Raw genomic sequence first — 23,899 nt, 5'->3', positions numbered from 1 at the left:
ATCGGCAAACGTCGGCAAATTGCAGCAGTCACCGGTCAACGCATATTACCGGTGTGGCCCAGCGAATAACGGCCGGGTTGCGGCCAGACGGTGAGGCCGTGCGGCTCCATGCCGACCGCGATCGATTTCACCGCACCGGTAGTGGTATCGATGGCGTACACGACGTCATCGAAACGGCCGGACAGCCACAGCATCTTGCCATCCGCGCTGACATTGCCCATGTCCGGGCTGCCGCCGCCCGGGATCGGCCAGTTCGCCACTACCTGGCGCGTGGCAAAGTCGATTACCGAGATGCTGCCTGCGCCATGACGTTGACCGTGGATACGGTTCGAACCGCGATTGGCGACGTACAACTTGCTGCCGTCGCGGCTCGGGTACAAGCCATGGGCGCCGGCGCCGCTCTTGATGAAACCGGTCTTGGTGAAACTGTCGCCATCCACCACGTAGACGCCATCGGCCATCATGTCGGCGACAAAAAATGCCTTGCCGTCAGGTGAAATGCGGATGTCTTGCGGCATGCCTTTCTTATCGAGCAGCAGGTAACCGGCCACCTTGCGGTTGACCAGGTCGATCTTCGCCAGCTTGCCGCCGAACTCGCAGGTGAACAGGGCGTATTTACCATCGATGGAAAAATCGGCGTGGTTGATGCCTTTGCATTCCGGCACCGGCAAGCTCGACTTCAGCGCCATCGTGTGCGGATCGCGGAAATCCAGCTGGGCATGAGCTTCCACCACCACGATGGCTTCCTTGCCGTCCGGCGTGAAGTACATATTGTAGGGATCGTCCACCTTGATTTCCTTGCCCGGCTTGCCGGTTTTCGGATCGATAGGCGTCAGGCTGCCGTCGGGCCGGCCTTCGGCATTGTTGGCCACCCACAAAGTCTGCAGATCCCAGGCCGGAACCACGTGCTGCGGGCTGCGGCCGACAGGGAATTTGTCGATCACCTTGAAGGTCGCCGGATCAATCACGTAGACGTCGTTTGAGCGCAGATTGGGCACGTAAATCCGTGGCAATGCGCCCGCCGTCGCTGGACTGAAGCGCCCGGCGGCGGCTTCGCTGTATAGATTGGCCGGGTTGACCACGGGCGGCATGCCGGCCACCGTGGCAATCGCGGGTGCGGTGGGCGCGGCGGATGCGCTGCCGGCGATGCATAAAACAGCCAACGCAGCGCTGACCGAGAATGCAAGGCGCGACAAGCGGCGGGAACAAAATGGCATGGTAGATTCCTTGATGAAGTAAGTGGCAACTGCTGTCAGATATCAGAAAATTTCGTTAGCGGGCGACGGTATCCGTCTTGAGGGCATTGACGGTCTGCGTCACGATCGCATCGATGCCGAGCTGACCGAGTTCGGCCGTCGAGCGGCGCGGATCGCCGCCATAGACGCCGTCGGCAAGCCCACGTTTGGGGCCGTTGCGCAAGCCATCCTGGCGCACCATCTGCGGCGCCACGGCGAGCTGCAACGATGTATCCGCAAGCCCGGCATGGGTGCCGATTTCGTCATCGCGATAACCGCGCTTGCGCAGAATTTGCGCGTAGCCATCCGAACTGCTGGCGTAATATTCCGGCGGCACGATGGCGCGAGCCGGCGAGCCGGCCCAGCTCTTGTTAAGCTGGACCACCACCTTCTTGATATCGTTCTGATAACCGCCGTGATCGCCTAGAAAAACGATGTTCTTGAAGCCATGCACCTTGAAACTGTTGGCGGCGGATTCCAGGGTCTTTTCAAAGACATCGTCCGGAATAGTGATGGTGCCGGGAAAACGCATGTGGGACGTGGCCGGCGCATAGCCGCCCTCCGGCACATAGGCGATAACCGGCGCCACCAGCGCATTGCCCAATCCTTCCGCAATCCGCTGCGACAAAATCTTCACCCGGACGTTGTGCTTGCCCAGCGCGACATCAGGGCCGCTTTGCTCGGTGGCGCCGATAGGAATAAGGATGGTGGTCTTGCCGGCCTGGATCTGGCTGCGCAGCTCGGTCCATGTCAGATCTTCAAGAAAAACGGTCTTCGGCGTTTGCGCAAATGCGATCTGGGTGGCGGTGACGGTGAAGAAGAGGGCGGCGACGAAAGTTCGTCGGAATGACAAAAGCATGAAAAATCCTCATGAAAATACGGGGCTGCTGCGGGCAGGTCGAGGTCGGCAGCCGGCATATGACGCCGGATCTGCGCACAGGTTCCGCGCTAATTCTACTCCGTCGAGTATGAGGATAGATCCGCAACGTCATCCGCGTGAAGGCGGGAATGACGATAATTTTAAAATGACTTGTGCAGCCTCTTGTTTTGACTCATTTATGTAGCATTACTTATCACTGGTAGTTATTCCAGCGCATGCTGCGCTCATCGGTTGCTTCCTTGATCAGATGGCGGGCCCGCACAGGATCGCGTTCGCCATGCCGGTCGCCGCTTTCCAGGCTCATCGCAAGCGCCTGTATCGCTACCGGAAAATCGCCTGCGGCTGACCGTTCCAGCCATTCCCGGGCAAGTTGCGGGTTCTGTTCGACACCCTCACCGGCGGCATAGGCATTCGAGAGTAAAAACATCGCTTGCGCATTGCCTTGCCGGCTCGCCTCCAGCAGCCATGTTGCGGAACGCCTGAGATCGGGCGCAACTCCCTCGCCGTATTTCGCCATGCGGGCCAGCATGAAGCTGGCTTTGGCATCGCCCGATCCGGCCGCACGTTCATACCAGTTCCAGGCCTGAACGTAATCACGCTTGAGCCCCAGGCCGGCTTGATAAAAAGCTTGCGCCAGTTGGAATTGCGCTTCGATGTCGCCCGCATTCGCCGCTTTCTCAAACCACGCTCCGGCTTGCGCGGCTTGCTCGGGAATCGAAGCCAGCGCCAATCCCAATTCGCGTTGCGCCACCGGCCGGCCCGCGGCGGCCCAAGCCTGCAGCTGAGCAATCGCGCTCGACTGCCGGCCATGCAGGGCAAGCAGACCTACCGACTCGATGCGGGCATTGTCGGGCGTCGCATCGTTGATCTGCGTGCAGGCGCTCAGGGCGGCGGCAGCCAGCAAGAGCGCCATGAAATGTGACTTTCTGTTTGCCATCACTTGCTTAGATCGATTGCGTATTTGGCAAACCCGCTGGCGTCCAGCGCACCTTCCGCTGTCACCTGGCTCACGCCACGCGCCTGCGCCACCGCCAGCTTGCCCGGTGCCGAACGCAGGAAAACCGGGCCTTGCGTACTTACCTTGACGAAGCTCCAGCTTTGCCCGCTGCCGTTTGCCACGTTAGTGATCTTGCCCTGTTTTTTCAGGTAAGCGCTGACCACCGCCTGGTTGGCGTCCGGCGATTTGATGATGGTCTTGCTGCCGTCGATGCCTGGCACATTGCCGCCGCCACCGGCGCGGTAGTCATTGGTGGCGACGATGAAATCGTCAGTGTCGGCCACCGCCTTGCCGGCATAAGTCAGGTTGCTGATGCGGCTGCCGGCAGGCTTGGTGACATCGATCTGGTATTGCATCGCGTTGTTTTCGGCATAGAACACGTCGTAATTGAAAATCGTCGAGTAGGATGGCACCAGATCTTGCTCAGCGCTGCTGTTCGGATCAATTTTAGCGAACTGCTTTGCCGCAGCTTCAAGCCAGTTTTTCAGATCGGAACCCTTGATCTTGACCGCTTGCAGGTTGTTGTTTCCGTATAAGTACAAATCGCCCGGATTACGCACTTGCAAACCAAACGGCGCGGCTGGGGAAGCACCCGGAGCGACGTCGGTAAAGTCGGTCGGGCCGTTGCGGCCGGCTTTGAACGGCGCGCTGCACGAAATCACCGGAATCGATTGGTAGCTGGCCAGCAGCGGATCGGTGGAACTGGCGAGGAAATTTTTCACATAGTCGATCTGCGCCTGGTTGACGATCTGAATCGCGCTGACATCTCCCACCAGCGAAAAGTATGCGGACATTTCAAAATCGGTCGTGGTGCCCAGCGGCTGCGTAGCGTAGGACAGCGTAGCCTGATGTTCGGTGGCGACCAGCGGCGCAATCGAAGCATCGGCATCGACGATGGTTTTGCCGTCGGCATATTTGAAACCACGCGCTTCGACGTTGGTCTGGTCTTTCTGCACCACCCATTTGCCGCTCTGGTATTTCAGCACCATCTTGATGATGCCCAGGCGCCGCCCCCAGCTTTGCGCCATCACTGCCGGAACGCCGTTGACCAGGCCTTTGCTGGTGTCCACCAAAGTGCTCGGCAGCGCCGCCAGCGAAGCATCGATGGCCGGGCCGCCGGCCTCACGCGCTTGCGGGAAAATCAAATGAGCATGGCCGAGCATCAGTGCGTCGATGCCGGTGTTGGCCAGATACAAGCTGCCGTTTTCCATCTTCGGGCTGTAGGGCGAAGCATCCAGCCCGCCGTGCGACAGGGCCACCACCAGATCGGCGCCCTTGCTGCGCATCTCCGGCACATACTTGAGCGCCGATTCCTGCACGCCGTTGACCATCACCTTGCCGGCCAGGTTTTTCTGATCCCAATCCATGATCTGCGGCGGCACAAAGCTGATGATGCCGACATTCAGCGCCACGCTCATGTTGCTGCCGTCAGGCTTGGTGGCGCTGAATTGTTTGGTGATCAGGGCATAGGGATTGAAAATCGGCTTGCCGGAAGCAACCCCGACCACATTCGATAACACCAGCGGGAAATTCGGCGCACCGCAGTTACTGCCTTTTTGCACGCCCGGAACGCCGAAATCGGTATTGGTGATCTGGCTCAGGAAATCCAGGCCGTAGTTGAATTCATGATTGCCCATGCCGGCGCCGTCGTACTGCAAGGCATTCATCACTTTGTGCACCGCCAGCGTGCCGCTGCAGGTAACCGGCGCGGCCACCGCCTGGTAATCGCCCAGCAGCGTGCCCTGGATGACGTCGCCATCATCCAGCAAGAGATTGTTGGGATTTTCCTGGCGCGCACCCTTGATCAAGGTTGCGGTGCGCTCAAGGCCGAGGCTGGTGTCGGCCTTCAAGCCGTAATAATCGTAGCTCAGCACGTTCTGGTGGATGTCGGTGGTCTCCAGCAGGCCCAGTTTCAGCACCGTTCCCTCCGGAATGGCTGCCTCAAGGTTGCCGCCGCCACTGCTGCTGCAAGCGGAAATGGCCAATGTGGCTAATGCGGCCAAGGCAGCCACAGCGGTCAAGCCGGTCAAACGCATCTTTTTATGCATGGTAACTTTCGGAAATATTTACGGGCTGGTCTTGGTAAGAAGCTGGCGTCACTGTTAAGCGCCTTTTGTTGGATTGCTTTTTCGTCTATTCCGGGCGGGAATTATATTTTGGAAATATTTCCCTATCATTACATTGCGTTACATCCCCTCCAGACTTGTACATTTGCAGGGTTTCGTTCTACAACTATTATCTCGGCATGGCGAATCGGGGCAAGATGCTGAAAGGGCAGCTCGAATGACCTTATTACGTCGTTGGCGCCCCCCGTCTCGGCGATCCCGTCTCGGCGACCCCGTCATTCCCGCGAACGCGGGAATCCATTTTTAAGCAGTAATTTGGATCCCCGCGTTCGCGGGGATGACGGAGTTTTTAGAAGTCGCCTAAACTAATAGCCCGATGAAGCGTCCATCCATTTCTAGCCGCTTCCTGCCGTTTCTTGTTCATTGCCTGGAAAGCATGATGCGTACCAAGGCAAAACGCATTCAAAGGAGGAATCAATCCACCGTCGATAGTTATTTCAAATCGAAACACAAAATTAAATCAATTATACAAATGATATAACCTGGTTTATCGTTCGTACCTATAGATCTTTCAACCCAGCCCTAGTAAGGAAAACACTATGTCTCTGATCAATACCCAAGTTAAACCATTCTCGGCAACCGCCCTCCACAACGGCAAGTTCATCCCGGTCACTCAGGACACCCTGAAGGGCAAATGGTCGGTATTCGTTTTCTACCCAGCCGACTTCACTTTCGTCTGCCCGACAGAACTGGAAGACCTGGCCGACAACTACGCTGAATTCCAAAAACTGGGCGTGGAAATCTACGGCGTGTCGACTGACACCCATTTCGCCCACAAGGCATGGCACGACACATCGGACGCCATCAAGAAAGTGAACTACCCGCTGGTCGGCGATCCAACTGCAACCCTGTCGCGCAACTTTGAAGTGCTGATCGAAGAAGAAGGCCTGGCACTGCGCGGCACTTTCGTGATCAACCCAGAAGGCCTGATCAAGCTGTACGAAATCCACGACAACGGCATCGGCCGCGACGCTTCGGAACTGCTGCGCAAAGTCAAGGCAGCGCAATACGTAGCATCGCACCCAGGTGAAGTTTGCCCAGCCAAGTGGAAAGAAGGCGAAGCAACCTTGACGCCATCGCTGGACCTGGTCGGCAAGATCTAATAGCAGCAAGTAGCAGCACCTGTTTTACGGTTCGGGCCGGAAGCTCGGCTCGAACCGGCATTACCCCCAATTCAAATCGTCACCACCGCAACACAAACGCAAGGAACCGCCATGCTTGATGCAAATCTCAAAAACCAATTAAAAAGCTATTTGGAAAAAATCGTGCAACCGATTGAGATCGTTGCGTCGCTGGACAGCGGTGACAAGTCTCGTGAGTTGCAAGCGCTGCTGCAAGAAATTGCCGCGCTCTCCGATCGCATTACGCTGATCGAGCGTAGCGACGACAACGAGCGCAAACCCTCGTTCTCGATCAATCGCCCAGGCGTCGACACCGGCATCCGTTTTGCCGCAATTCCGATGGGCCACGAATTTACTTCCCTGGTACTGGCCTTGCTGCAAGTCGGCGGCCATCCGGTGAAGCTGGATGAAGCCATCATCGAACAGATCCGCAATCTGGATGGCGATTATGTGTTCGAAACCTATATCTCCCTGTCCTGCCAGAACTGCCCTGAAGTAGTGCAGGCATTGAACGTAATGGCGCTGATCAATCCGCGCATCCGCCAGGCCACCATCGACGGCGCACTGTTCCAGGATGAAGTGGAAAAACGCGAAATCATGGCGGTGCCGACCACCTATCTGAACGGTCAAGTGTTCGGCCAGGGCCGTACCAGCATCGAAGAAATCCTCGCCAAGCTGGATACCGGCGCCGGCGCCCGCAAGGCGGCCGAGTTGAGCGAAAAAGATCCCTACGACGTGTTGATCGTCGGCGGTGGCCCTGCCGGTGCGGCAGCTGCCATTTATGCAGCGCGCAAGGGCATTCGCACCGGTGTCGTGTCGGAACGCTTCGGCGGCCAGGTGCTCGATACGCTGGCGATTGAAAACTTCGTTTCGGTACAGGAAACCGAAGGGCCGAAATTTGCTACCGCGCTGGAACAGCATGTCAAGAGCTACGAAGTCGACATCATGAACGTGCAACTGGCCTCCGCCCTGATTCCAGGCAAGCTGATTGAAGTCAAGCTGGCCGGCGGCGGTTCGCTCAAGAGCAAGACCGTGGTGCTGGCCACCGGCGCCCGCTGGCGCGAAATCAACGTGCCGGGCGAACGCGAATACCGTAACCACGGCGTCGCCTACTGCCCGCACTGCGACGGCCCGCTGTTCAAAGGCAAGCGCGTAGCGGTCATCGGCGGCGGCAATTCCGGCGTGGAAGCGGCAATCGATCTGGCTGGCTTGGTGAGCCATGTCACGCTGATCGAGTTCGGCGGCGAGTTGCGCGCCGATGCGGTATTGCAACGCAAGCTGCACAGCCTAGCCAATGTCACCGTGATCACCTCGGCGCAAACTACCGAAATCACCGGCGACAGCAAAAAGGTCAACGGCCTGGTCTACAAGGATCGCAAGACCGGTGCGGTGCATAGCGTCGAACTCGAAGGCGTGTTCGTGCAAATCGGCCTGGTGCCGAACACCGAATGGCTGAAGGGCACGCTGGCCTTGTCGCGCCACGGCGAAATCGAAGTCGACGCCAAGGGCCAGACCTCGGTGCCAGGCGTGTTCGCCGCCGGCGACGTCACCACCGTGCCGTTCAAACAGATCGTTATCGCGGTGGGCGAGGGCGCCAAGGCTTCCCTGAGCGCATTCGATCATCTGATCCGCAGTTCGGTGTCGGATGAAGAAGATGTCGCCGCCGAGGCCGAGACTGTCGCAGCCTGAGCAATAACCTTAATAACCTTAACAACCTTTCCGTAAAGTGATTGCGCCAGCCCGTTCTGCGGCTGGCGCAACACGATCTGCCTCGCATCCCCTGTTTACACCGCAACACGGCAATACCCGGCCTCTCGTTTATATTTGATAATCCATGCCATGAAGCAGCATCGCACAACCATCCTCCAAGCCGTCAATCTCACTTTTCATTACCCCGAGCGGGAATTGTTCGATAACTGGTCAGCCGATATTCCCGCAGGCGTCACGCTGGTGCGCGGCGGCGATGGGCGTGGCAAGAGCAGTTTGCTGCGGCTGCTGGCTGGCGCTCTGCCGGCTCAGGCTGGGCAATTACAGATCAACGATGTGCGCTGGCTTGAGCAGCCCGATGCTTATCGGCGGCAGGTATTCTGGATGGAGCCGCGTTCGGAAGCGTTCGACCAGATGACAGCGCGTGAATATTTTGCATCCTTGCCTGCTGCATATCCCGGGTTTGACGGCACGCTGTTACCGGCGCTCATTGAGGGATTGTCGCTGACGCCGCATCTGGACAAGCAGCTATACATGCTGTCCACCGGCAGCAAACGGAAAGTCTGGCTGGCGGCAGCGTTCGCTGCCGGCGCCACGCTTAATTTGCTGGACGATCCGTTTGCCGGGCTGGATAAGGCATCCATCAATTTTGTTGTGAAGATGTTGAATCAGGTCGCTAACAATCCGGCGCAAGCCTGGGTGATTGCGCTTTACGAGGCGCCGGAGGGGGTGCCGCTGGCAGCCGTGGTGGAATTAGGGGATTGAGCAGTCGTCTACCAAACAAGCGATGCTTCGAAACCACGAGCAAGCGCATCTGGCGCGTATTGGAACAAGACGTCGCGACCGTCATCTGCCAGCGTGCCCAGCCAGTACGATTCGCCCCGCTCCTGGTACATCATCCTTAAACAGCTCATCATGCGTGGTGACGATGTTTTCGATTTCAGAGCTGTCCTTGCCCTCTTGCATGCCCAAGGTATTGATCAAAATACCTTGATTCGGGATAGACCCGGCGAACCCTTTCAGTTCTGCCAGACGACGGCTGGCAATCGCCAATTTCTTAAGGATGGCCGGCGGCTCAAATCGTGCAGTATCCAGTTGTTCAAGCGGAGTGATGTGATGCATCAGATGATCCCCAGCGATGACGTGTATATAACAGACAACTTTTTAGACATATCAACTTGAATATGTATAGAAAAGTCGTTTTTTTATACATGAGAGCATTGATGTATATAGAAAATGGCGTTTTTCGATATACGTCAACGAAGCGAGGGGTCATGTGAGGCTGGCGCTACATGGTCGTGAAAAAGCATATCGGGATCACTTCACCGCGCCCACAGTGAAGCCGGCGACGAAGCGGTCCACGAAGAAGTTGTACAGCACCGCAATCGGCAGGCTCACAATCAGGCAGGCGCCCATCAGCGAGCCCCAGAAATACACGTCGCCGCGCACCAGGAAAGTCGGTACCCCGACGCTCACCGTGTATTGCGACGGCCTGGATGATGCGGCGGCGGCTGGCATCGGTGGCGGCTAGAGGCTCGCAGGCAATCTGTTTCTTCTTTCGTAGGCCATGGCAGCCTCCTCGATCGAGAGAGAAGGCGGCATTCGTCCCGATGGTGCGGCATGCACACCCTCGCTTTTTATATTAGGAGTTGCACGCTATAAAACAACTTTTCGATAGTTAAAATGACAAAAACGGGTTCTTCTGCAGCATCTCTTGCGCCAGGTATTTGAAGCTTACCATCGGGAAAATCGGTGTCCGGACACGATCTGCTCCGGGCCGTATCAATTAACCGATCAAGGCCTAAGTGCCGCCGCCTTCCTCAGCTTTTCTTTTACTCCACAAGATTCGCCAAGAGATTCGCCTTTCCTGATATAAGCTATTGTTTTTAAATAGATTTCTATCTAAAAGAAATTGGTCTAAGATTCGCCAAATGATTCGCCAAATACACACATACAAGCGGGATGGGCATATTTTATGTTGAATGAATTATCAAAACATCACTACAACAGCCCTCATCAAATGCATCCGCTGTTGCCTAGCGAACATGCAATGAATGATTTGCGCCCGTTAGTGGCTGAATTCATTGGCAATGCAAAAGATCTTTCTTCGCAGGGGATGCCACAACTTCGTACTTTGTTGCGAGAAACACTGCGCCCTATGAATTCTTTCTATACAAATAAGATAGAAGGACAGCATACAGAGCCACTAATGATTGAAAGGGCTTTAAAGGCGGATTTTTCAGATAAGCCAGATGAAGCAAAGAAACAACGCATAGCTATCGCCCACATTGAAACAGAGCGATGGGGAGAAATGACTTACCCGGCCTTTGATGCTCCCACCTTCTTTCATCCAAGTGTTTTACAAGCTATCCATAAGCATTTACATGCGCAGCTGCTAAAAGAAGACCTGATTCAAACCAACGACGATGGAACTGAAGAAAAAGTGCATCCAGGTGAATGGAGAACCGGGGGGGTAAAGATAGGTAACCACATTCCTCCTGATCCTGCCACAGTCCCGAGTTTTATGGAGGAGTGGCACAACGGCTACAGTCATTCAAGAGCTGGCGAAAATGCCGTGATGGCGCTGATGGCAGCGCACCACAGGTTTGCGTGGATACATCCATTCGCAGATGGCAATGGCCGCACAGCCCGCCTACATACCCATTTGGGACTTAATTCCTTAGGGTTGACACAAGGACTTTGGTCTCCAATGCGAGGGCTGGCACGAGAACAAGCAAATTATTATCCGCATCTGATCGTTGCAGATAAAGCTCGACAAGGAAACTATGACGGGCGCAGTGTATTAACCGAAAAAGGATTAGTCGATTTCATCCGGTTCCTTATGGGCATCTGCCTTGATCAAGTTAAATTCATGGGCGGCATGCTGGACATCCCATCCTTTGAAGCGCGACTGATAGAGATGCTAGCCGCCGAATCCACCAAGGACGCAACGAAAGCATTGAAGAAAGAAGCGGCATTCCCTCTGGCATATTTGGGAACAGTAAAGTCACTGGAGCGAACCAAGTTCAAAGGCATGATGGGTTTGGCAGGCCGAACAGCTGACCGTACATTGGCAGACTTATTCAAATTAGGCATTATTACTTCCAAATCGCCGAAAGGCCCAGTCGAACTGGCTCTGCCTTTATCACTATTTCGCTATCTGTTTCCGCGTTTATGGCCAGAGGCAGAGGTGAATATAATTTCATAAAAGTGGCAGTAAGAAAGGCGGTTAATTAGCTCTTCCAAGTCAAGCGCCGCAGCCGCCCGCGATTGTGTGGACAGTGTCCGCATTTTTTTTGAGTTACGGCCCAGCGACGATCTGGGCGGGGAGAGGTGGGAATAGGCACGATCCCAAGAACGATTCAGGCTCCTGACAATATTCGCTGACCAAATTTACTCCCGGCGCATCACTACCCACCGTACCCGGCATCGATCACCAGCTCGCTGCCGCTGACAAAGCGGCTCGCATCCGACACCAGATACAAGATCCCCGCCGCCACGTCCGTGGCCGAGCCTTTGCCGGCCAGCATCCGCAGCTCGGCGATATCGGTCAGCGCCTGCGTCAAATCGCCCTGCTTGCGCTTGGCCGCCGCCAATGCCGGCGGCCGCACCACGCCGGGATAAATCGAATTGATGCGAATGTTATGCGCGGCGTAGCGGATCGCATTCATATTCGCCACCCGCACCGCTGCCGTCGCCACGTGGTCGGCGGCTTCCTGCCGTTCACCATCCATGCTGCACAGCGACAGCACATTGACGATGGCGCCGCCGCCGGCCCGCTCCATTGCGGGGATCACGTGTTTGCTGCACAAGATGCTGCCGTGGACATTGGCCTGCATCGCTTTTTCCCATTGCTTTATCGAGAGCCCCTGCGCAGACGGATTGTCGGCATCGATGCCGGCGCTGTTGATCAGGATATCGATGCGGCCGAAATGCGCTTCGACCACTGCCATCACGCGCTGTACCGCATTGCCGTTACTGACGTCGAGTTGCCAAAACCTGGCCTTGTCCTGTTTGCTGCTGAGCAGCCTGGTGATGATGCGTCCCTCCGACTCGCGCTCATCCAGAATCGCCAAACGCGCACCGGCTGCAGACAGCGCGCAGGCGATTTGCAGAGCGATGCCGCCGGCAGCGCCGGTGATCACCGCCACCTTGTTTTTGAGGGGAAAGTAAGCGTTGAGTGGATTCATGTCCGCTCAACCATGTCGAGGTTTCCGGCCTGTGCCGCCAGCGTGCCGATCAGGTCGACGAAGACCCTCTGTTCCAGCTCGCCGGCGGCACACACCATCTCACCGGCTCGGATCAATAACGCCGCTGGCGGGACGCAGTTGTCGATCACCTGCGCCCGGGTCTCTGCCGAGAGAGGCGCATCGCACAACACATCCAGGCGATCGGCAATGATGTCGGCGAGGTCCTGCGGATCTGGTAAGGCAAATAGTGGCATTTCGTACTCCTTCGCTTTGTGTGTTCAGGTCACGGTAGACGCAATCATTAATGTGGTTGCTGCCAAGATCTTGCTTATTTTGATTCTTGTTCCATAGTTAAAAGTTGCATATGAGCACCACCTCGTATAGCGCGGGGCACTCATATGTGACGATCTGTCTACATTATTACATGTGACGATTAGTCCGTGTTCGATTAGTCTACAAAATGGGTTAATGCTTATGTGAAATCTTTATCAATACGCTTCGGTGAACGAGTACGAGAACTGAGAAAAGAGCAAGGTCTTTCTCAGGAGGGATTTGCCGACATGTGTGGTTTTGACCGCACATACATTAGCGGTATCGAAAGAGGGGTGCGCAACCCCTCTCTGTCTGCGATAGAAGCTTTGGCTATAGCATTGAGTGTTACGGTGGCGGAGCTTTTTAGCGGGCTTTGACGTTGCCGGATCGCGTCAATCCAGTCCCTCCACCCGCTGCGAGCATCTCGGGTCGCCATGATCCGAAGCCTCGATTCTGCCCAGATCTTGCCCGGCAAAGCCGAACTGCCAGAAAAAAACTCTTTGGATAATTTCTTATTTACATTGTTGCTAGATCAGGACGGTGCAAAGCAACGATCTTTCTTACGACGCCCGACCATCTCGATCGCTCAGCCGTTTCACTGGCCCCAAATCTGACAATGTCATCGCTAAAATCACGGTTATTAAATGTTCGACTTGCTGTGTAAATAGTACCAACAGCCTCTTTGCCACGATATGCCTTTACTGTCAAAAGCATGCTATTGGGCTCCCCAGATCCCTCGTTTGCTTTTTTGAAGCGACTGAAGAAAAATCGAATATCGGCATCCCCTGGAACCTTATCCTTTTCAGGAACATTATCTTTTTCATTGGCTTTCCTAGTGATTCGTCCGTCCGTCACCGTAAACCACGAACTTCCTGTTATGGCACTGACAAAAGCGTCGTCGTCTTTCCTTATGAATTGCCCCATGAGGCTTTGGTTTTCAGCCATAAAAGCTGCAGCATAAGGAAGATTTCTGGTATTGGCTGCTCGATATCTATATCCGCCTCCAACAACAAATTGCTCAATGATTTTCTCGAACAATTTCTCACCCATATTGACTCCTATACATGGGTGGATAGCCCGTTTAATGACCCACGCATGTTCAATCAACATCAATAGCATTTGATCGTTGACCTTGCCGTTTTTCCGTGACGTCTTCCGGCCTAGTTTGACATCTCCGGAATATGAACAATCTTCATAGGTTTCTCTGTTAACCACTCCGCCACGCGCCAATTCACGAGTAGCTGAATGCCCATGAAGGTAATGCTGCCCAAAAGGCTCCTTTGGACTTTTGTGGTTTACTGCACCGGACTTGACGAGATTTCTAATCTCGATAAGATTTTCGCATTCAGGGCATGTTGCAAAATATATAGTGCCCCGTTCGGACAAGCTCCTATTTTCATAAGGGCTTTGCCGATTCGTTTTCTCAAAATATGTGTCTTCGGTTAATTCAAATTCAACGTCGTCACCGGGCCTGAGTTTGAAAACATCCATTGCAAAATTCCTATACAAGTCGTTTACGGAAACTGTCATGTGACATGAACGCACCCGTCATTTACAACATATCCTCTGGGGGCGGGGGATATTCGAGGTCCATTAGACGTCTCCTGGCTACCGCTAGTTGTTCTTCCGTGAAAAGTGTTCGCCATGGATCCTTGAGGACCAAGTATTCGACGCTCAACTGTAAATTCTCTCTACCGCGTAGAAATAATTCAGCAAAACCCGACGACGGTTTTGCGGTAGCCAGTAGTCTATTCGCAGTTTCCTTTCCCCCGTGTTCTTGGACCATATTCAGGAAATATCTAGCGGAGTAAGGGGGTTTCAACTTGAGAGCTGCATCATAAATGCCCAGCATCGCATGATGAAATTGCTCGGTGATCTCTTTAGACATGTGTGAGCCTCGGCAAGGGTCAACGGCTATCAACTCTGGAATCATACCTTGGAGTTGCAATTTGTTTCGATTTAGCAATGCCCCGTCGATGGTCTCTCTGCGGCTACTACCGGGCAACGCTGAAAACAAGAACGGATCAATTCGGCATGCAAATCAGCACCGTCATATTCAAATTCCACCGCATTTCCTAGTATCAACATGATCGTTTATATATTGATGTGCGACAATATATTTGTCAAACTAACACCTCTCAAATTGGCCGCGATAACTTCAAGCGCGAGGGCGGCGATGTCCCAGACTGCCAGGACGTTGATCAATACATTACTTCGGAGAGCACCACATGGAACGCAACCAAACATACGTCAGTCCACTGGATTACGGTGATCGAAAGAACGAACGAGAATTCGTTCGGGCCATCTTGAATAGGTATGACAGCGACACTCTGGTCGGTGCAGTATTGTTTGTGAATAACAATCCATATTCGCTCCAGTCTTTTCTTTGCCTTAATTTCTGGAGTAGCTCTGACGATTTTGAACAATGGCTAAGCTCGCACCACCCGACCAAGATGAGAGATTTTCGTTTCCTATTCTCTGAAATTGGAGATGCCATATTCCAGAAAGGATTCAACGCTGTTTCTTTTGTTGACGACTCGATGCTGGAGTTAAAAATGTCTGAAGGACCCAACGGCATATACTTGTTTCCCGATCGCGAAACGATGAACGAAACATTCGGAAAACCCAATATATCTAGCACTTTGTCGGTATTCCTCTCCCATTCCAGCAGAGATAAACCATTTGTTGACTCAGTCTTTGCGGAGTTACACAAGAACGATATCCGTGCGTGGTATGACCGCTATGAAATTCATCCAGGTGACAGCATCACGGAGAGCATCAATGAAGGTTTGCGAAAATGTCATCTCGGGCTACTTTTTTTCTCGAAAAATTTTCTCGACCCTCGGTCTGGATGGCCAATGAATGAAGCCAATTTTTTCTTTTCACAACGCATGCGAGAAAGAAAAAAGAATTTCATTGTGGTGAACCTCGACCTCACGGTTTCAGAAATGCCGCCGCTCATGCAGGACTATCTATTCATTGATTGGCATAGTCCTGGCGCAGTTCAACAACTTGTTGACGCTATAGTTCGTGAGCAAAAAGCTCTCTAATCCGCCGGTCAATCTTGTAAGAAAGCCTTATACGAAAGTCCAACGGAGTTAATCCCCCGTCGCGCTCAAATTGAGGAGGTACGAGCGCTACTTGAAGCGTGACCTGATCTTGACTGACAGTGCCGAGCTGCCAGAAAAAACCCTTTGGATAATTTCTTGTTTACATTTTTGCTAGATCAAAGCGGTATCAACACTCATGGAACATTCCAGCATCGCTAGAGCAGAAAAAACTGCTGGTGTATTCAAATTATGCAAGCAAAACGTCTTCAACTTCCTTCCAATAAGAACGAAAATACCAGCGACAAAACGCAACGAATACATCGTTTCTAACACGAAAAATAAATGAGTCCTCTCGCTTTTTAAGCATCCCTCTAATATCTTGACGGACCTCATCTTCGGAAAAACCCGACCAAATGGGAGGGATAACAGTCATCAAATTAACACCACAAATTGGTGCAACCTCGCGAAAAAAAATTTCCTTTATTTGTTCCATATCAAAGGATCGAAGATTACGCGCGATGTAAGGAAAATCTACATCGCTATCAACGAAGACGTCAGATAATACGTACCAAATTTTCTCGCGCTCTGCATCTGTCAATTTATTCCCCATGTCCGATATTCTGCGACCTCTTCATCGAATGTTTCGAGAGGCCAGATTGCAAGGTGCGTCTAGTCACTCAGGACGGCACACCTTCGCTACTACCTTGATTGAGAAAGGTATAGACATCAAAGCAGTATCAACACTGATGGGACATTCCAGTATCGCCATGACTGCGAAATATGTTCAAGACAATCCGGTGCGATTGAAGCAAATCTGTACTGATCTATTTTGATTAATGTCCTCAATCTATACTGCGATTCTAGCGCGAAGCATCGCTTTATCCCCTCTTCGAATTACGATAGATTCTTAGGTCGGGTTTCAAATTTATCTAGCACTGCACTTTGAACAGCCATCCACTCCTCACGAAAATTCCAACGACAAAACCAAATAAAAACATCATTCGTGACACGGAAAATGAATGATTTCTTCCTGCGTTGGAGCATTTCATAAATCTGCTCTAGTAAATATTCTTCATCAAAAAAATGCCAAACTGGAGGGGCCGTAGTCATCAAATTAAGACCACAAATTGGCGCAACTTCCCGAAAAAAAATTTCATTCAACTGCCCAATATCCAGATCAAAATTACGAACACGATAGGCAATGCTATTAAAATCTACATCGGTATCTACGAACGCATCCGATAATGCAATCCAAATTTTTTCGTGATCTAATTGCGTCAATTTATTTTCCATGACTGAAACTCTGTAACTTCTTCGTCATAAGTATCAAAAAGCACTTGTCCTAAAATGCCTCCGGTAGCGGCTCCGATTAGGACAACGGCAATGGCACAAGCAGGAGCTGCTGGTCCGCAGAGTGAAGCCACACCTAACCCAGCTAGATACCCACCCAGCACGCCTCCCTCAAGAATAGTTCCCTGCCTAGCAGTTTCTTTAATCTTATTATCGGCCGTCAATATCGAATGCGCGGCCAACAAAGCCGTGACCATAATCCCTACCTTCCCCATAATTTTTAATCGTCTGCTACCGCTTGTAAACGCTGCGCGATCTACACCAGATCGTTCGATGATTGTGTAATAAACTTTCTGCTTTTCTGCTACATCAAGTTCTCTGAATTTTCTTCCACGGAACAGATCAGAGGAATACTTATCCATCAACTCCTCCAGAGTTGGCCCTCTAGTTTTCAGTTTCTGAACGAATGCGAGTGCCTGGGGTGAAGTTACTTTTCGGGTTTCGATTAAAATTTTATTGCGCATTTCATTTGCGAATAAAGCACCCTCTTTCGGGGATAAATCTCCTCGACTAACTTCAGCCATCACCTCCTTAGACATCTGTCCTATCTTGGTCGCATATTGCTGACGCAACATTGGGTCTTTGATTGCGTCGATTGAGAACCGTATTCCCGCAGCCTCCATGTCATCAAGAGCCCTTTTTAACACGGTCTGATCAAGCTTATGTTCTTTGTTGACCTCATAAGGCCCGGTGAAAAATATTGACGACATAGTTGCTAGCCTAAGATTGTTGAGAGGATGGAGTCAGTAACCGAATCTGAAGTGGTGGTGGTGTCCATAGACATTTCGAATTTCTGACAAACCTTGCCGTCGACGTTCTGAAAGGCGACCCGATTATCTAAATTGAGCACGCCTTGTTGGGTTGTTCCATCATCAAAATGTGCAATGCACCAAGATCCATGCCAACTTCCTGTATCCGGCAAGACAAAATTAATCCAGTTGCCACCTGTATTCGTCGGTCGTGAGATTGCGTTGAACATTGCACCACCACCCGAATGCAAACACCAGGCCGCATTGGTATCAACAGTCATGGTGTAATCGTTGCGGGCGGGCAGAAACACTGGTGAACGTGGGCATTTACATATGCAAATATCGCCACTTAATGCTTGTTCTATGCCATCCGTCTTATTCGATATTCGAGGGCCAATGCATTTAAGAACACCTGTCGTTTTACACACAGGACAGAATACCTGTGAGCCGTCTTGGGCCTCATGTAGACCAGAAAACATACCTCTGGAACCAGTCATGATGACCGCGCCGTTGTCAGCCTTGTCACCGACGGTCAAGTAAGATCGAGTGATGGTCGCCATCGATTACACCTCTTGATGCGGCGGCGGCACATACCCTTCCTGCAAAAATCCAGGGGAAGGCGACATCCCCTCTCGAACGTCGAGAACCAATTTGCTGTGATGTTTACTCTTCTCGATCACATCTCCGTTACTGATACGACTGCCCTCAATCGCCACCGACTTTCCATTTTTAACCATACGGAGTCCAGCGCCGGAAGTGATATAAGTAATCTCGCCATTCGGATAGAGAACCTCATCCCCGACTAGGGCGACCGCGTCACCGGCAATTGTCATCTGCGATGTAGCGGTATGCACAACACCGCCATTTTTAGTTACCGAACCTAGAGTCACCACTGAATGGGTGCTAATGATCTGCGGCGCCGCAATCCGTTGGCTTTCTCCCATAGCACGAATGGCGTCAGGATGCGTAACTTCTACTCCGTTGTACATCATATTGCTTTCCTTTAATTGACTATTAAAAAGTCGATCGCACTCCGACTAATTCGCCAAAATTATTCTGCTCGGTTCACTCGGAATGGTTCAATTCACAATATAACTACTTTTGAATTTTCACTGTGTCAGTCATTGTCAAATCTCACCAGCCGTGTGTGATTCATAGACATCGTTTCAATTAAAATGAAACGATGGATGATGAAATTCGCAAGCGACTGAGATGGGTTGTGGCCCGACTGAATTCGGTTCCTCTGGTGCATCTCGTGCAACTCTTTCTACCGCATCATTAAAGTCTGAAGCGTCCACACCTACATCAAGGTTAATCAACGAACTGGGATACCTTCAGTCCTTCCACCAACTGCGACCATCTCTGGACACCCCAACCCGGAGCCTGAAATTCTGCATCCAATAACGCTCCAAAATCATCCCTCTTTTCTTTGGCGACGATTCCTACGCGTATCTCTCACCTCGCCATTTCTTTTTGAATAATCTTTATCTAACGTGTCAAATCTGCAATAACACGAGTAATATAAGCATTACCGAAAGGAAACGTTTATATGGCGACACTTATCCCCGCAATAGGCTCCTGCTCTTCCAGAATGACTTCAGGCGAAAGGCGCTTTGCGCGTCGGCTGGAGGAAAAGCTGGAGGCCGATTATCTGTGCTGGTATGACGTTTCCATCGGCGAGAAGACCAAACACCCGGATTTTGTCATCGTCCATCCCAGCCGTGGCTTGTTGGTACTCGAAGTCAAAGACTGGAAACTCGACACCATTCAAAGCATCGACAAACAAACCACCTGCATCCTCACCGACCAGGGCACCAAGCATGTATTGAATCCGTTAAGGCAGGCGCGCGATTACATGTTCGCCGTCACCAATCGGCTTGAGCGCGATCCGCAACTGATCTTTCCGAGTGGATCGCAGAAGGGCAAGCCGGCCTTCCCCTACGGCCACGGCGTAGTGCTGAGCAATATCAGCCGAAGACAATTCGACGGCACCGACATCGGCGAAGTGATTCCGTCGCATCTGGTCATATGCCAGGATGAGATGCTGGAAAGCGTCGACGTCGAATCGTTTCAAAAACGCCTATGGGATATGTTCCCGCTCAAATTCACTCGGCTTTTGTCCGTGCCACAGCTTGACCGCATCCGCTGGCACATGTTTCCAGAAATCCGCATCCCGGCGCAGCAAGATATGTTTGAAGATGCCGGACAGAAAATGACGGAAATTCCAGACTTGTTGCAAGTCATGGATCTGCAACAAGAACAACTGGCACGCAGCCTCGGCGAAGGTCATCGCGTTATTCATGGTGTGGCGGGATCTGGGAAAACGCTGATATTAGGCTATCGCGCAGAACATCTTGCGAAGCTATGTCAACGACCGATTCTAGTTCTTTGCTATAACAAAACTCTGGCTACAAAACTTGGCAGCATGATCGAAGCCAAAGGACTGCAAGACAAGGTTAACGTCGTCAACTTCCACGCTTGGTGCGTTCGCCAACTAAATGCATATCACGTCGGCACGCCACCTCAGAACTCAAATAAGACTGACTTCTTCGACGCTTGCGTTGAGAAAGTCATACAAGCTGTCGACAACAAACTCATCCCATCCGCGCAATATGACGCGGTATTGATCGATGAGGGTCACGATTTCAAGCCTGAGTGGTTCAAGCTGGTGGTGCAGATGATTCATCCGGACTCAAATTCATTGCTAGTGCTCTACGATGATGCGCAGTCAATTTACGGTGGCAAGAAAAAACTGCGGTTCTCATTTTCCAGCGTTGGTGTGCAGGCGCAGGGGCGTACCACTATCCTCAAACTGAACTATAGAAACACGGCAGAAATTTTGTCTGTCGCGAGGGCTTTTGCCGATGATTTGCTATCGCAAAAAGATGCCGAAGACGATCAAGCGCCAACCCTTCTTCCCATGAGCACTGGCCGCAGGGGACCGAAGCCGTTGTTGATTAAACTCCCGACATTGAAAGACGAGGCGGACTATTTAGCTGACAGACTGGCTGAAGCAAACAAAACCGGGACCGCTTGGAATGACATCGCAATTATCTACCGACGTTATGGCATCGGTAGTGCACTTGCAGACAGCTTGAGGCGAAGAAGCATCCCGTTTGAATGGCAACAGGATAAAAATCATTCCTACAATCCCGCAAACAACAGCGTCAAGATCGTCACCATGCACAGCAGTAAGGGACTTGAATTTCCAATGGTGTGTATTCCTGGCCTTGGTGCAGAAATTATCCCGGATGATGAATTGCAAGATGAGGCGCGCTTAGTCTATGTTGCGATGACTCGGGCGACGCATGAGTTAATCATGACGCATGGGGAGCAAACTCTGTTTATTGAGAAAATGCGGAAGGCTATGCAGACCTTACAGTCCTTATGACTTAGGTGAGTCAGTGTTCGCGCCATGCGACAACAGAACATCATTTGCGTAAGTTCTCGGAAATTGAACATGTTTCCGAAGGCAGGTCTAAATAGTAATGAGGGTCGAATGAATGCCATCAAAAAGCAGGTCGAGGAAGCAAAACGAAGATTAGACAATGCGATAGCGGACAAACGAACCTTGGCCACCTGCCTTAGACGCTGGAGTTTATTGGTAAGGCTACGCGACGGAAATAGATGCGTTGTTTGTCATCAAACACACAAACTATCGGCACACCACATATGCAGAAAGAGTTTCTTGCCAGAGGCTCGACTACAAAGCGGCAATGGAATAACTCTTTGTGGCGAATGTCATGATAAATTTCATGAGGGGTTCAACCGTCGGGCAGATCTCAGTCAACCGATGGATGCTCAAGGCGGAGAGAAAATTGAGATATTGTGTTGGTTGTTTGAGGTTCTAGCCCGCGATGGAGAAAAACGCAATTTGATCTGTGACGATTTTTATTATCTCAGCGATTCGGTGCTATCAAAATTCAAGATGTTTCAGGGATTTGATCCGTTTATTGCGTTTCCTGGATATCGACTTCAGCAGGCGTATCTTATTTGGCGCCAATGCCCGCTACAGTTACGCAATGCGATATTGGAAGCCAACGGATTTTCGCCATCGAGGAAACCCCTTATTCCTGGCATTACCATTCGATACTGATAAATAGAGCCAAAAACGCATGGGACGCTTTGCTTTATCAAAAGCGTGTACTGAGATTGTGGCCGCATTGTTCAATGAGGATTTAAGGCCATGACGGACCACGTAACGAAAGAAAAGCGAAGCGAAATAATGCGGGCGATACGGGGGAAAAATACAACCCCGGAAATTATCGTAAGAAAGCTCGTATTTTCTTTAGGCTATCGCTATCGTTTGCATGGGGGAAACCTATCCGGAAAACCGGATCTCGTTTTTCCAGGGAGAAGAAGAGTAATTTTCATACACGGTTGCTTTTGGCATTACCATAATTGCAGCAAAGGCAAACCGCCTAAATCCAATTTGGATTATTGGCTGCCCAAATTGAAGGAAAATCGACGAAGAGATGTACGCAATCAAAAATCGATTTTATCGATCGGCTGGAAATTTCTCGTAATATGGCAATGCGAATTAAGTGACACAGTTCAATTAAAAAAGAAGATTATCGATTTTTTGGAGGAAAGTAATGCCACCTAAGTCAGTTTCTAGCACCGTGCCGGCAAGCCCTACAAAGCGTTTTTTTATAGAAATGCTTACTCGCGACATCGAACTTCAAGATGCAATCCTGGATTTGTTGGACAACTGTGTAGATGGTATTCAAAGATCTCACAGGGGAAATCTAAGTGTAGATCAGCCATACGATGGTTTTTGGGCTCAGATTACTTTTGACGATAAAAAATTCGAGATCGCGGACAACTGTGGCGGAATTCCCCTCAGTTTGGCTAAAAAATATGCCTTCATGATGGGTCGTCCCCGCGACGACGACGATTCAGATATTCCGACTGTAGGAATGTACGGAATAGGGATGAAGCGAGCCTTGTTTAAAATGGGCCAATCTAGCAAAGTAACATCCCAAACTGATACCGAAGCGTTTCAAGTTGAAATAAAACCCACGTGGCTCACCAATGATAGCGATTGGAATCTTCCTCTCAACCTTATCGCGTCGCCATTCAAAGAAACTGGGACAGTTATTCGAATCGAGCATCTTAGAGATGGCGTGTCAAAAATATTAACTGATGATGGCTCTTCATCATTTCATAAGACACTATTAGATTTAATTGGCCAACATTTTGGCTTTATTATAAAAAAAGGGTTCAAAGTTTTTGTAAATCAAAAAGAAGTCATCTGCAGGCAATTTACCTTACTTTGGTCACCCGAAGATACACCTGAGAAAAATAGAATTGCTCCTTTCATTTATAAAGCAAGACTGAATGAGGTAGATATCGGTCTAGCGATTGGGTTCTATACACCAATGATCGGTTCCGATGAATTAGATGAAGAGCAAGTTACTCGACGCAGTAAGGAGGACGCGGGATGGACAATAATATGTAATGATCGAGTCGTCGTCTATAACGATAAGACTCGTTTAACCGGTTGGGGAGAAGCAGGCGTTCCAAATTATCATAGCCAGTTTATTGGCATTTCCGGCGTGGTCTACTTCAAGAGCAACGATGCTTGGAAACTGCCGGTAACAACAACAAAGCGTGGTATAGATACATCATCAGAAGTGTATATGTATATTAAAGACTTCATGCGAGAAGGGTTAAAAAAGTTCACGAACTATACCAACACATGGAAATTCGATTCGGAAACAGAGAAAAAGATATCTTCTGGCGCGAGAAGCATACCGGTCGAGGCTTTGCTTAGTATCGCACCAGATAGAAATTGGACCAGAGTTCACAATCGTGCTGATGAACAGAAATTGAACTTACCTCTGGCCATGCCGCTCGATCAAGATCCGAAAAAACAAATCAGATTTACCCGCCGACTGAGCGAGATTGCAACGGTATCGAAATATTTTTTTGAAGAGTCCTCTGCGTCTTCAGCAGAAGTCGGCGAAGCTTGCTTCAATCATTTCTACGAAAAAGCGAGCAAGACAAAATGAGCGGAGCATATGTCCCATATCATCTCCGACAAAATAAAGCTGTAGATCGACAGCTTTTTGTTGATTTGCTAACCAAACTTAATCGATATAAAGCTATTGGTGATTATAGTTATGTTAGTTTTGGCGGCCCATATCTAGAAGATTTCAAGTTGGTGCACAGCCATTTTG

General features: G+C 51.1%; 26 protein-coding genes. 12 read left to right on the top strand and 14 right to left on the bottom strand.

The features are described 5' to 3' along the window. Positions 1-35 precede the first annotated feature (35 nt). The 4 genes from KHU33_RS16300 to KHU33_RS16285 all read right to left on the bottom strand — a co-directional run bounded on the left by KHU33_RS16300 (position 36) and on the right by KHU33_RS16285 (position 5,148). Positions 36-1,217 carry a YncE family protein gene (locus tag KHU33_RS16300; RefSeq protein WP_211464780.1) on the bottom strand — a complete coding sequence of 394 codons (1,182 nt, stop codon included), beginning with the start codon at positions 1,215-1,217 and terminating at the stop codon, positions 36-38. Positions 1,218-1,272: 55 nt separating this feature from the next. Next, entirely contained in the window at positions 1,273-2,094 is an 822-nt protein-coding gene (locus KHU33_RS16295) for a creatininase family protein (protein WP_211464778.1), read from the bottom strand. A 214-nt stretch (positions 2,095-2,308) separates the two neighbouring features. Continuing rightward, on the bottom strand, positions 2,309-3,052 hold the full coding sequence (locus tag KHU33_RS16290) for a tetratricopeptide repeat protein (protein WP_211464776.1): 744 nt from the start codon (positions 3,050-3,052) through the stop codon (positions 2,309-2,311). Then, on the bottom strand, positions 3,052-5,148 hold the full coding sequence (locus tag KHU33_RS16285) for a bifunctional 2',3'-cyclic-nucleotide 2'-phosphodiesterase/3'-nucleotidase (protein WP_211464808.1): 2,097 nt from the start codon (positions 5,146-5,148) through the stop codon (positions 3,052-3,054). The genes KHU33_RS16290 and KHU33_RS16285 overlap by 1 nt, the downstream gene beginning before the upstream one ends. A gap of 629 nt (positions 5,149-5,777) precedes the next feature. Here KHU33_RS16285 and ahpC point away from each other — a divergent pair. The 3 genes from ahpC (at position 5,778) to KHU33_RS16270 (ending at position 8,831) form a co-directional block, all read left to right on the top strand. Further along, a complete protein-coding gene (gene ahpC / locus KHU33_RS16280) occupies positions 5,778-6,341 on the top strand; it encodes an alkyl hydroperoxide reductase subunit C (protein WP_211464774.1) in 564 nt (187 codons plus the stop codon). A 111-nt stretch (positions 6,342-6,452) separates the two neighbouring features. Further along, positions 6,453-8,048 (top strand): alkyl hydroperoxide reductase subunit F, encoded by a 1,596-nt coding sequence (gene ahpF / locus KHU33_RS16275; protein ID WP_211464773.1) that lies wholly within the window; start codon positions 6,453-6,455, stop codon positions 8,046-8,048. A gap of 150 nt (positions 8,049-8,198) precedes the next feature. Next, positions 8,199-8,831: an ABC transporter ATP-binding protein gene (locus KHU33_RS16270; protein WP_211464772.1), complete on the top strand. Its 633-nt coding sequence runs from the start codon at positions 8,199-8,201 to the stop codon at positions 8,829-8,831. An 81-nt stretch (positions 8,832-8,912) separates the two neighbouring features. Here the strand turns inward: KHU33_RS16270 and KHU33_RS16265 are convergent, their stop codons facing one another. Both KHU33_RS16265 and KHU33_RS16260 read right to left on the bottom strand, forming a co-directional pair. Further along, positions 8,913-9,188 (bottom strand): Fic/DOC family N-terminal domain-containing protein, encoded by a 276-nt coding sequence (locus tag KHU33_RS16265; RefSeq protein WP_329956072.1) that lies wholly within the window; start codon positions 9,186-9,188, stop codon positions 8,913-8,915. Between the two features lie 195 nt (positions 9,189-9,383). Next, entirely contained in the window at positions 9,384-9,584 is a 201-nt protein-coding gene (locus KHU33_RS16260; protein WP_407928290.1) for an ABC transporter permease family protein, read from the bottom strand. A gap of 457 nt (positions 9,585-10,041) precedes the next feature. Between KHU33_RS16260 and KHU33_RS16255 the strand changes: the two genes are divergently transcribed. Continuing rightward, positions 10,042-11,274 (top strand): Fic family protein, encoded by a 1,233-nt coding sequence (locus KHU33_RS16255; protein WP_211464771.1) that lies wholly within the window; start codon positions 10,042-10,044, stop codon positions 11,272-11,274. Between the two features lie 202 nt (positions 11,275-11,476). Here the strand turns inward: KHU33_RS16255 and KHU33_RS16250 are convergent, their stop codons facing one another. Further along, positions 11,477-12,256 carry an SDR family NAD(P)-dependent oxidoreductase gene (locus tag KHU33_RS16250; protein ID WP_211464770.1) on the bottom strand — a complete coding sequence of 260 codons (780 nt, stop codon included), beginning with the start codon at positions 12,254-12,256 and terminating at the stop codon, positions 11,477-11,479. Further along, entirely contained in the window at positions 12,253-12,510 is a 258-nt protein-coding gene (locus KHU33_RS16245; RefSeq protein WP_211464769.1) for a hypothetical protein, read from the bottom strand. The genes KHU33_RS16250 and KHU33_RS16245 overlap by 4 nt, the downstream gene beginning before the upstream one ends. 222 nt (positions 12,511-12,732) lie before the next feature. Here KHU33_RS16245 and KHU33_RS16240 point away from each other — a divergent pair, with 222 nt between their 5' ends. Beyond that, on the top strand, positions 12,733-12,945 hold the full coding sequence (locus KHU33_RS16240) for a helix-turn-helix domain-containing protein (RefSeq protein ID WP_211464768.1): 213 nt from the start codon (positions 12,733-12,735) through the stop codon (positions 12,943-12,945). A gap of 139 nt (positions 12,946-13,084) precedes the next feature. On the opposite strand, the gene KHU33_RS16235 is transcribed toward KHU33_RS16240, so the two are convergent. Continuing rightward, entirely contained in the window at positions 13,085-14,059 is a 975-nt protein-coding gene (locus KHU33_RS16235; RefSeq protein WP_211464766.1) for a hypothetical protein, read from the bottom strand. 737 nt (positions 14,060-14,796) lie between these two features. On the opposite strand from KHU33_RS16235, the gene KHU33_RS16230 reads away from it, so the two are divergent. Further along, positions 14,797-15,618, top strand: a complete 822-nt coding sequence (locus KHU33_RS16230; RefSeq protein ID WP_211464764.1) for a toll/interleukin-1 receptor domain-containing protein — start codon at positions 14,797-14,799, stop codon at positions 15,616-15,618. A gap of 247 nt (positions 15,619-15,865) precedes the next feature. Here the strand turns inward: KHU33_RS16230 and KHU33_RS16225 are convergent, their stop codons facing one another. Continuing rightward, positions 15,866-16,228 (bottom strand): DUF7079 family protein, encoded by a 363-nt coding sequence (locus KHU33_RS16225; protein WP_211464762.1) that lies wholly within the window; start codon positions 16,226-16,228, stop codon positions 15,866-15,868. On the opposite strand from KHU33_RS16225, the gene KHU33_RS26905 reads away from it, so the two are divergent. After that, entirely contained in the window at positions 16,227-16,451 is a 225-nt protein-coding gene (locus tag KHU33_RS26905; protein WP_211464760.1) for a tyrosine-type recombinase/integrase, read from the top strand. The genes KHU33_RS16225 and KHU33_RS26905 overlap by 2 nt on opposite strands. 61 nt (positions 16,452-16,512) lie before the next feature. Here KHU33_RS26905 and KHU33_RS16215 read toward each other — a convergent pair whose 3' ends face one another. From KHU33_RS16215 to KHU33_RS16200, 4 genes are read right to left on the bottom strand one after another with little or no spacing between them, the layout of a single operon-like run. Next, positions 16,513-16,911: a DUF7079 family protein gene (locus KHU33_RS16215; RefSeq protein ID WP_211464758.1), complete on the bottom strand. Its 399-nt coding sequence runs from the start codon at positions 16,909-16,911 to the stop codon at positions 16,513-16,515. Continuing rightward, positions 16,896-17,678 (bottom strand): hypothetical protein, encoded by a 783-nt coding sequence (locus KHU33_RS16210; protein WP_211464756.1) that lies wholly within the window; start codon positions 17,676-17,678, stop codon positions 16,896-16,898. The genes KHU33_RS16215 and KHU33_RS16210 overlap by 16 nt, the downstream gene beginning before the upstream one ends. 5 nt (positions 17,679-17,683) lie before the next feature. Then, positions 17,684-18,277 (bottom strand): PAAR domain-containing protein, encoded by a 594-nt coding sequence (locus KHU33_RS16205; protein WP_211464754.1) that lies wholly within the window; start codon positions 18,275-18,277, stop codon positions 17,684-17,686. A 3-nt stretch (positions 18,278-18,280) separates the two neighbouring features. Then, positions 18,281-18,709 carry a PAAR domain-containing protein gene (locus tag KHU33_RS16200; RefSeq protein ID WP_211464753.1) on the bottom strand — a complete coding sequence of 143 codons (429 nt, stop codon included), beginning with the start codon at positions 18,707-18,709 and terminating at the stop codon, positions 18,281-18,283. Between the two features lie 557 nt (positions 18,710-19,266). Between KHU33_RS16200 and KHU33_RS16195 the strand changes: the two genes are divergently transcribed. From KHU33_RS16195 to KHU33_RS26900, 5 genes are all read left to right on the top strand, one after another. Continuing rightward, positions 19,267-21,108: a 3'-5' exonuclease gene (locus KHU33_RS16195; RefSeq protein WP_211464751.1), complete on the top strand. Its 1,842-nt coding sequence runs from the start codon at positions 19,267-19,269 to the stop codon at positions 21,106-21,108. A gap of 108 nt (positions 21,109-21,216) precedes the next feature. Further along, complete coding sequence (locus KHU33_RS16190; RefSeq protein WP_211464748.1) at positions 21,217-21,813, top strand: hypothetical protein; 597 nt, start codon at positions 21,217-21,219, stop codon at positions 21,811-21,813. A 90-nt stretch (positions 21,814-21,903) separates the two neighbouring features. Next, on the top strand, positions 21,904-22,323 hold the full coding sequence (locus tag KHU33_RS16185) for a very short patch repair endonuclease (protein ID WP_211464746.1): 420 nt from the start codon (positions 21,904-21,906) through the stop codon (positions 22,321-22,323). Further along, a complete protein-coding gene (locus tag KHU33_RS16180; protein ID WP_211464744.1) occupies positions 22,313-23,731 on the top strand; it encodes an ATP-binding protein in 1,419 nt (472 codons plus the stop codon). The genes KHU33_RS16185 and KHU33_RS16180 overlap by 11 nt, the downstream gene beginning before the upstream one ends. After that, positions 23,728-23,899: O-methyltransferase (locus KHU33_RS26900; RefSeq protein ID WP_407928292.1), on the top strand; the 172-nt coding region annotated here is incomplete at its 3' end. The genes KHU33_RS16180 and KHU33_RS26900, both read left to right, overlap by 4 nt.

Origin of the sequence: Collimonas silvisoli, from assembly GCF_018305005.1 — a bacterium.
GTDB lineage: Bacteria > Pseudomonadota > Gammaproteobacteria > Burkholderiales > Burkholderiaceae_D > Collimonas > Collimonas silvisoli.
Note: the sequence above shows the minus strand (reverse complement) of the source record. Positions and strands in the feature narration are given on the sequence as shown.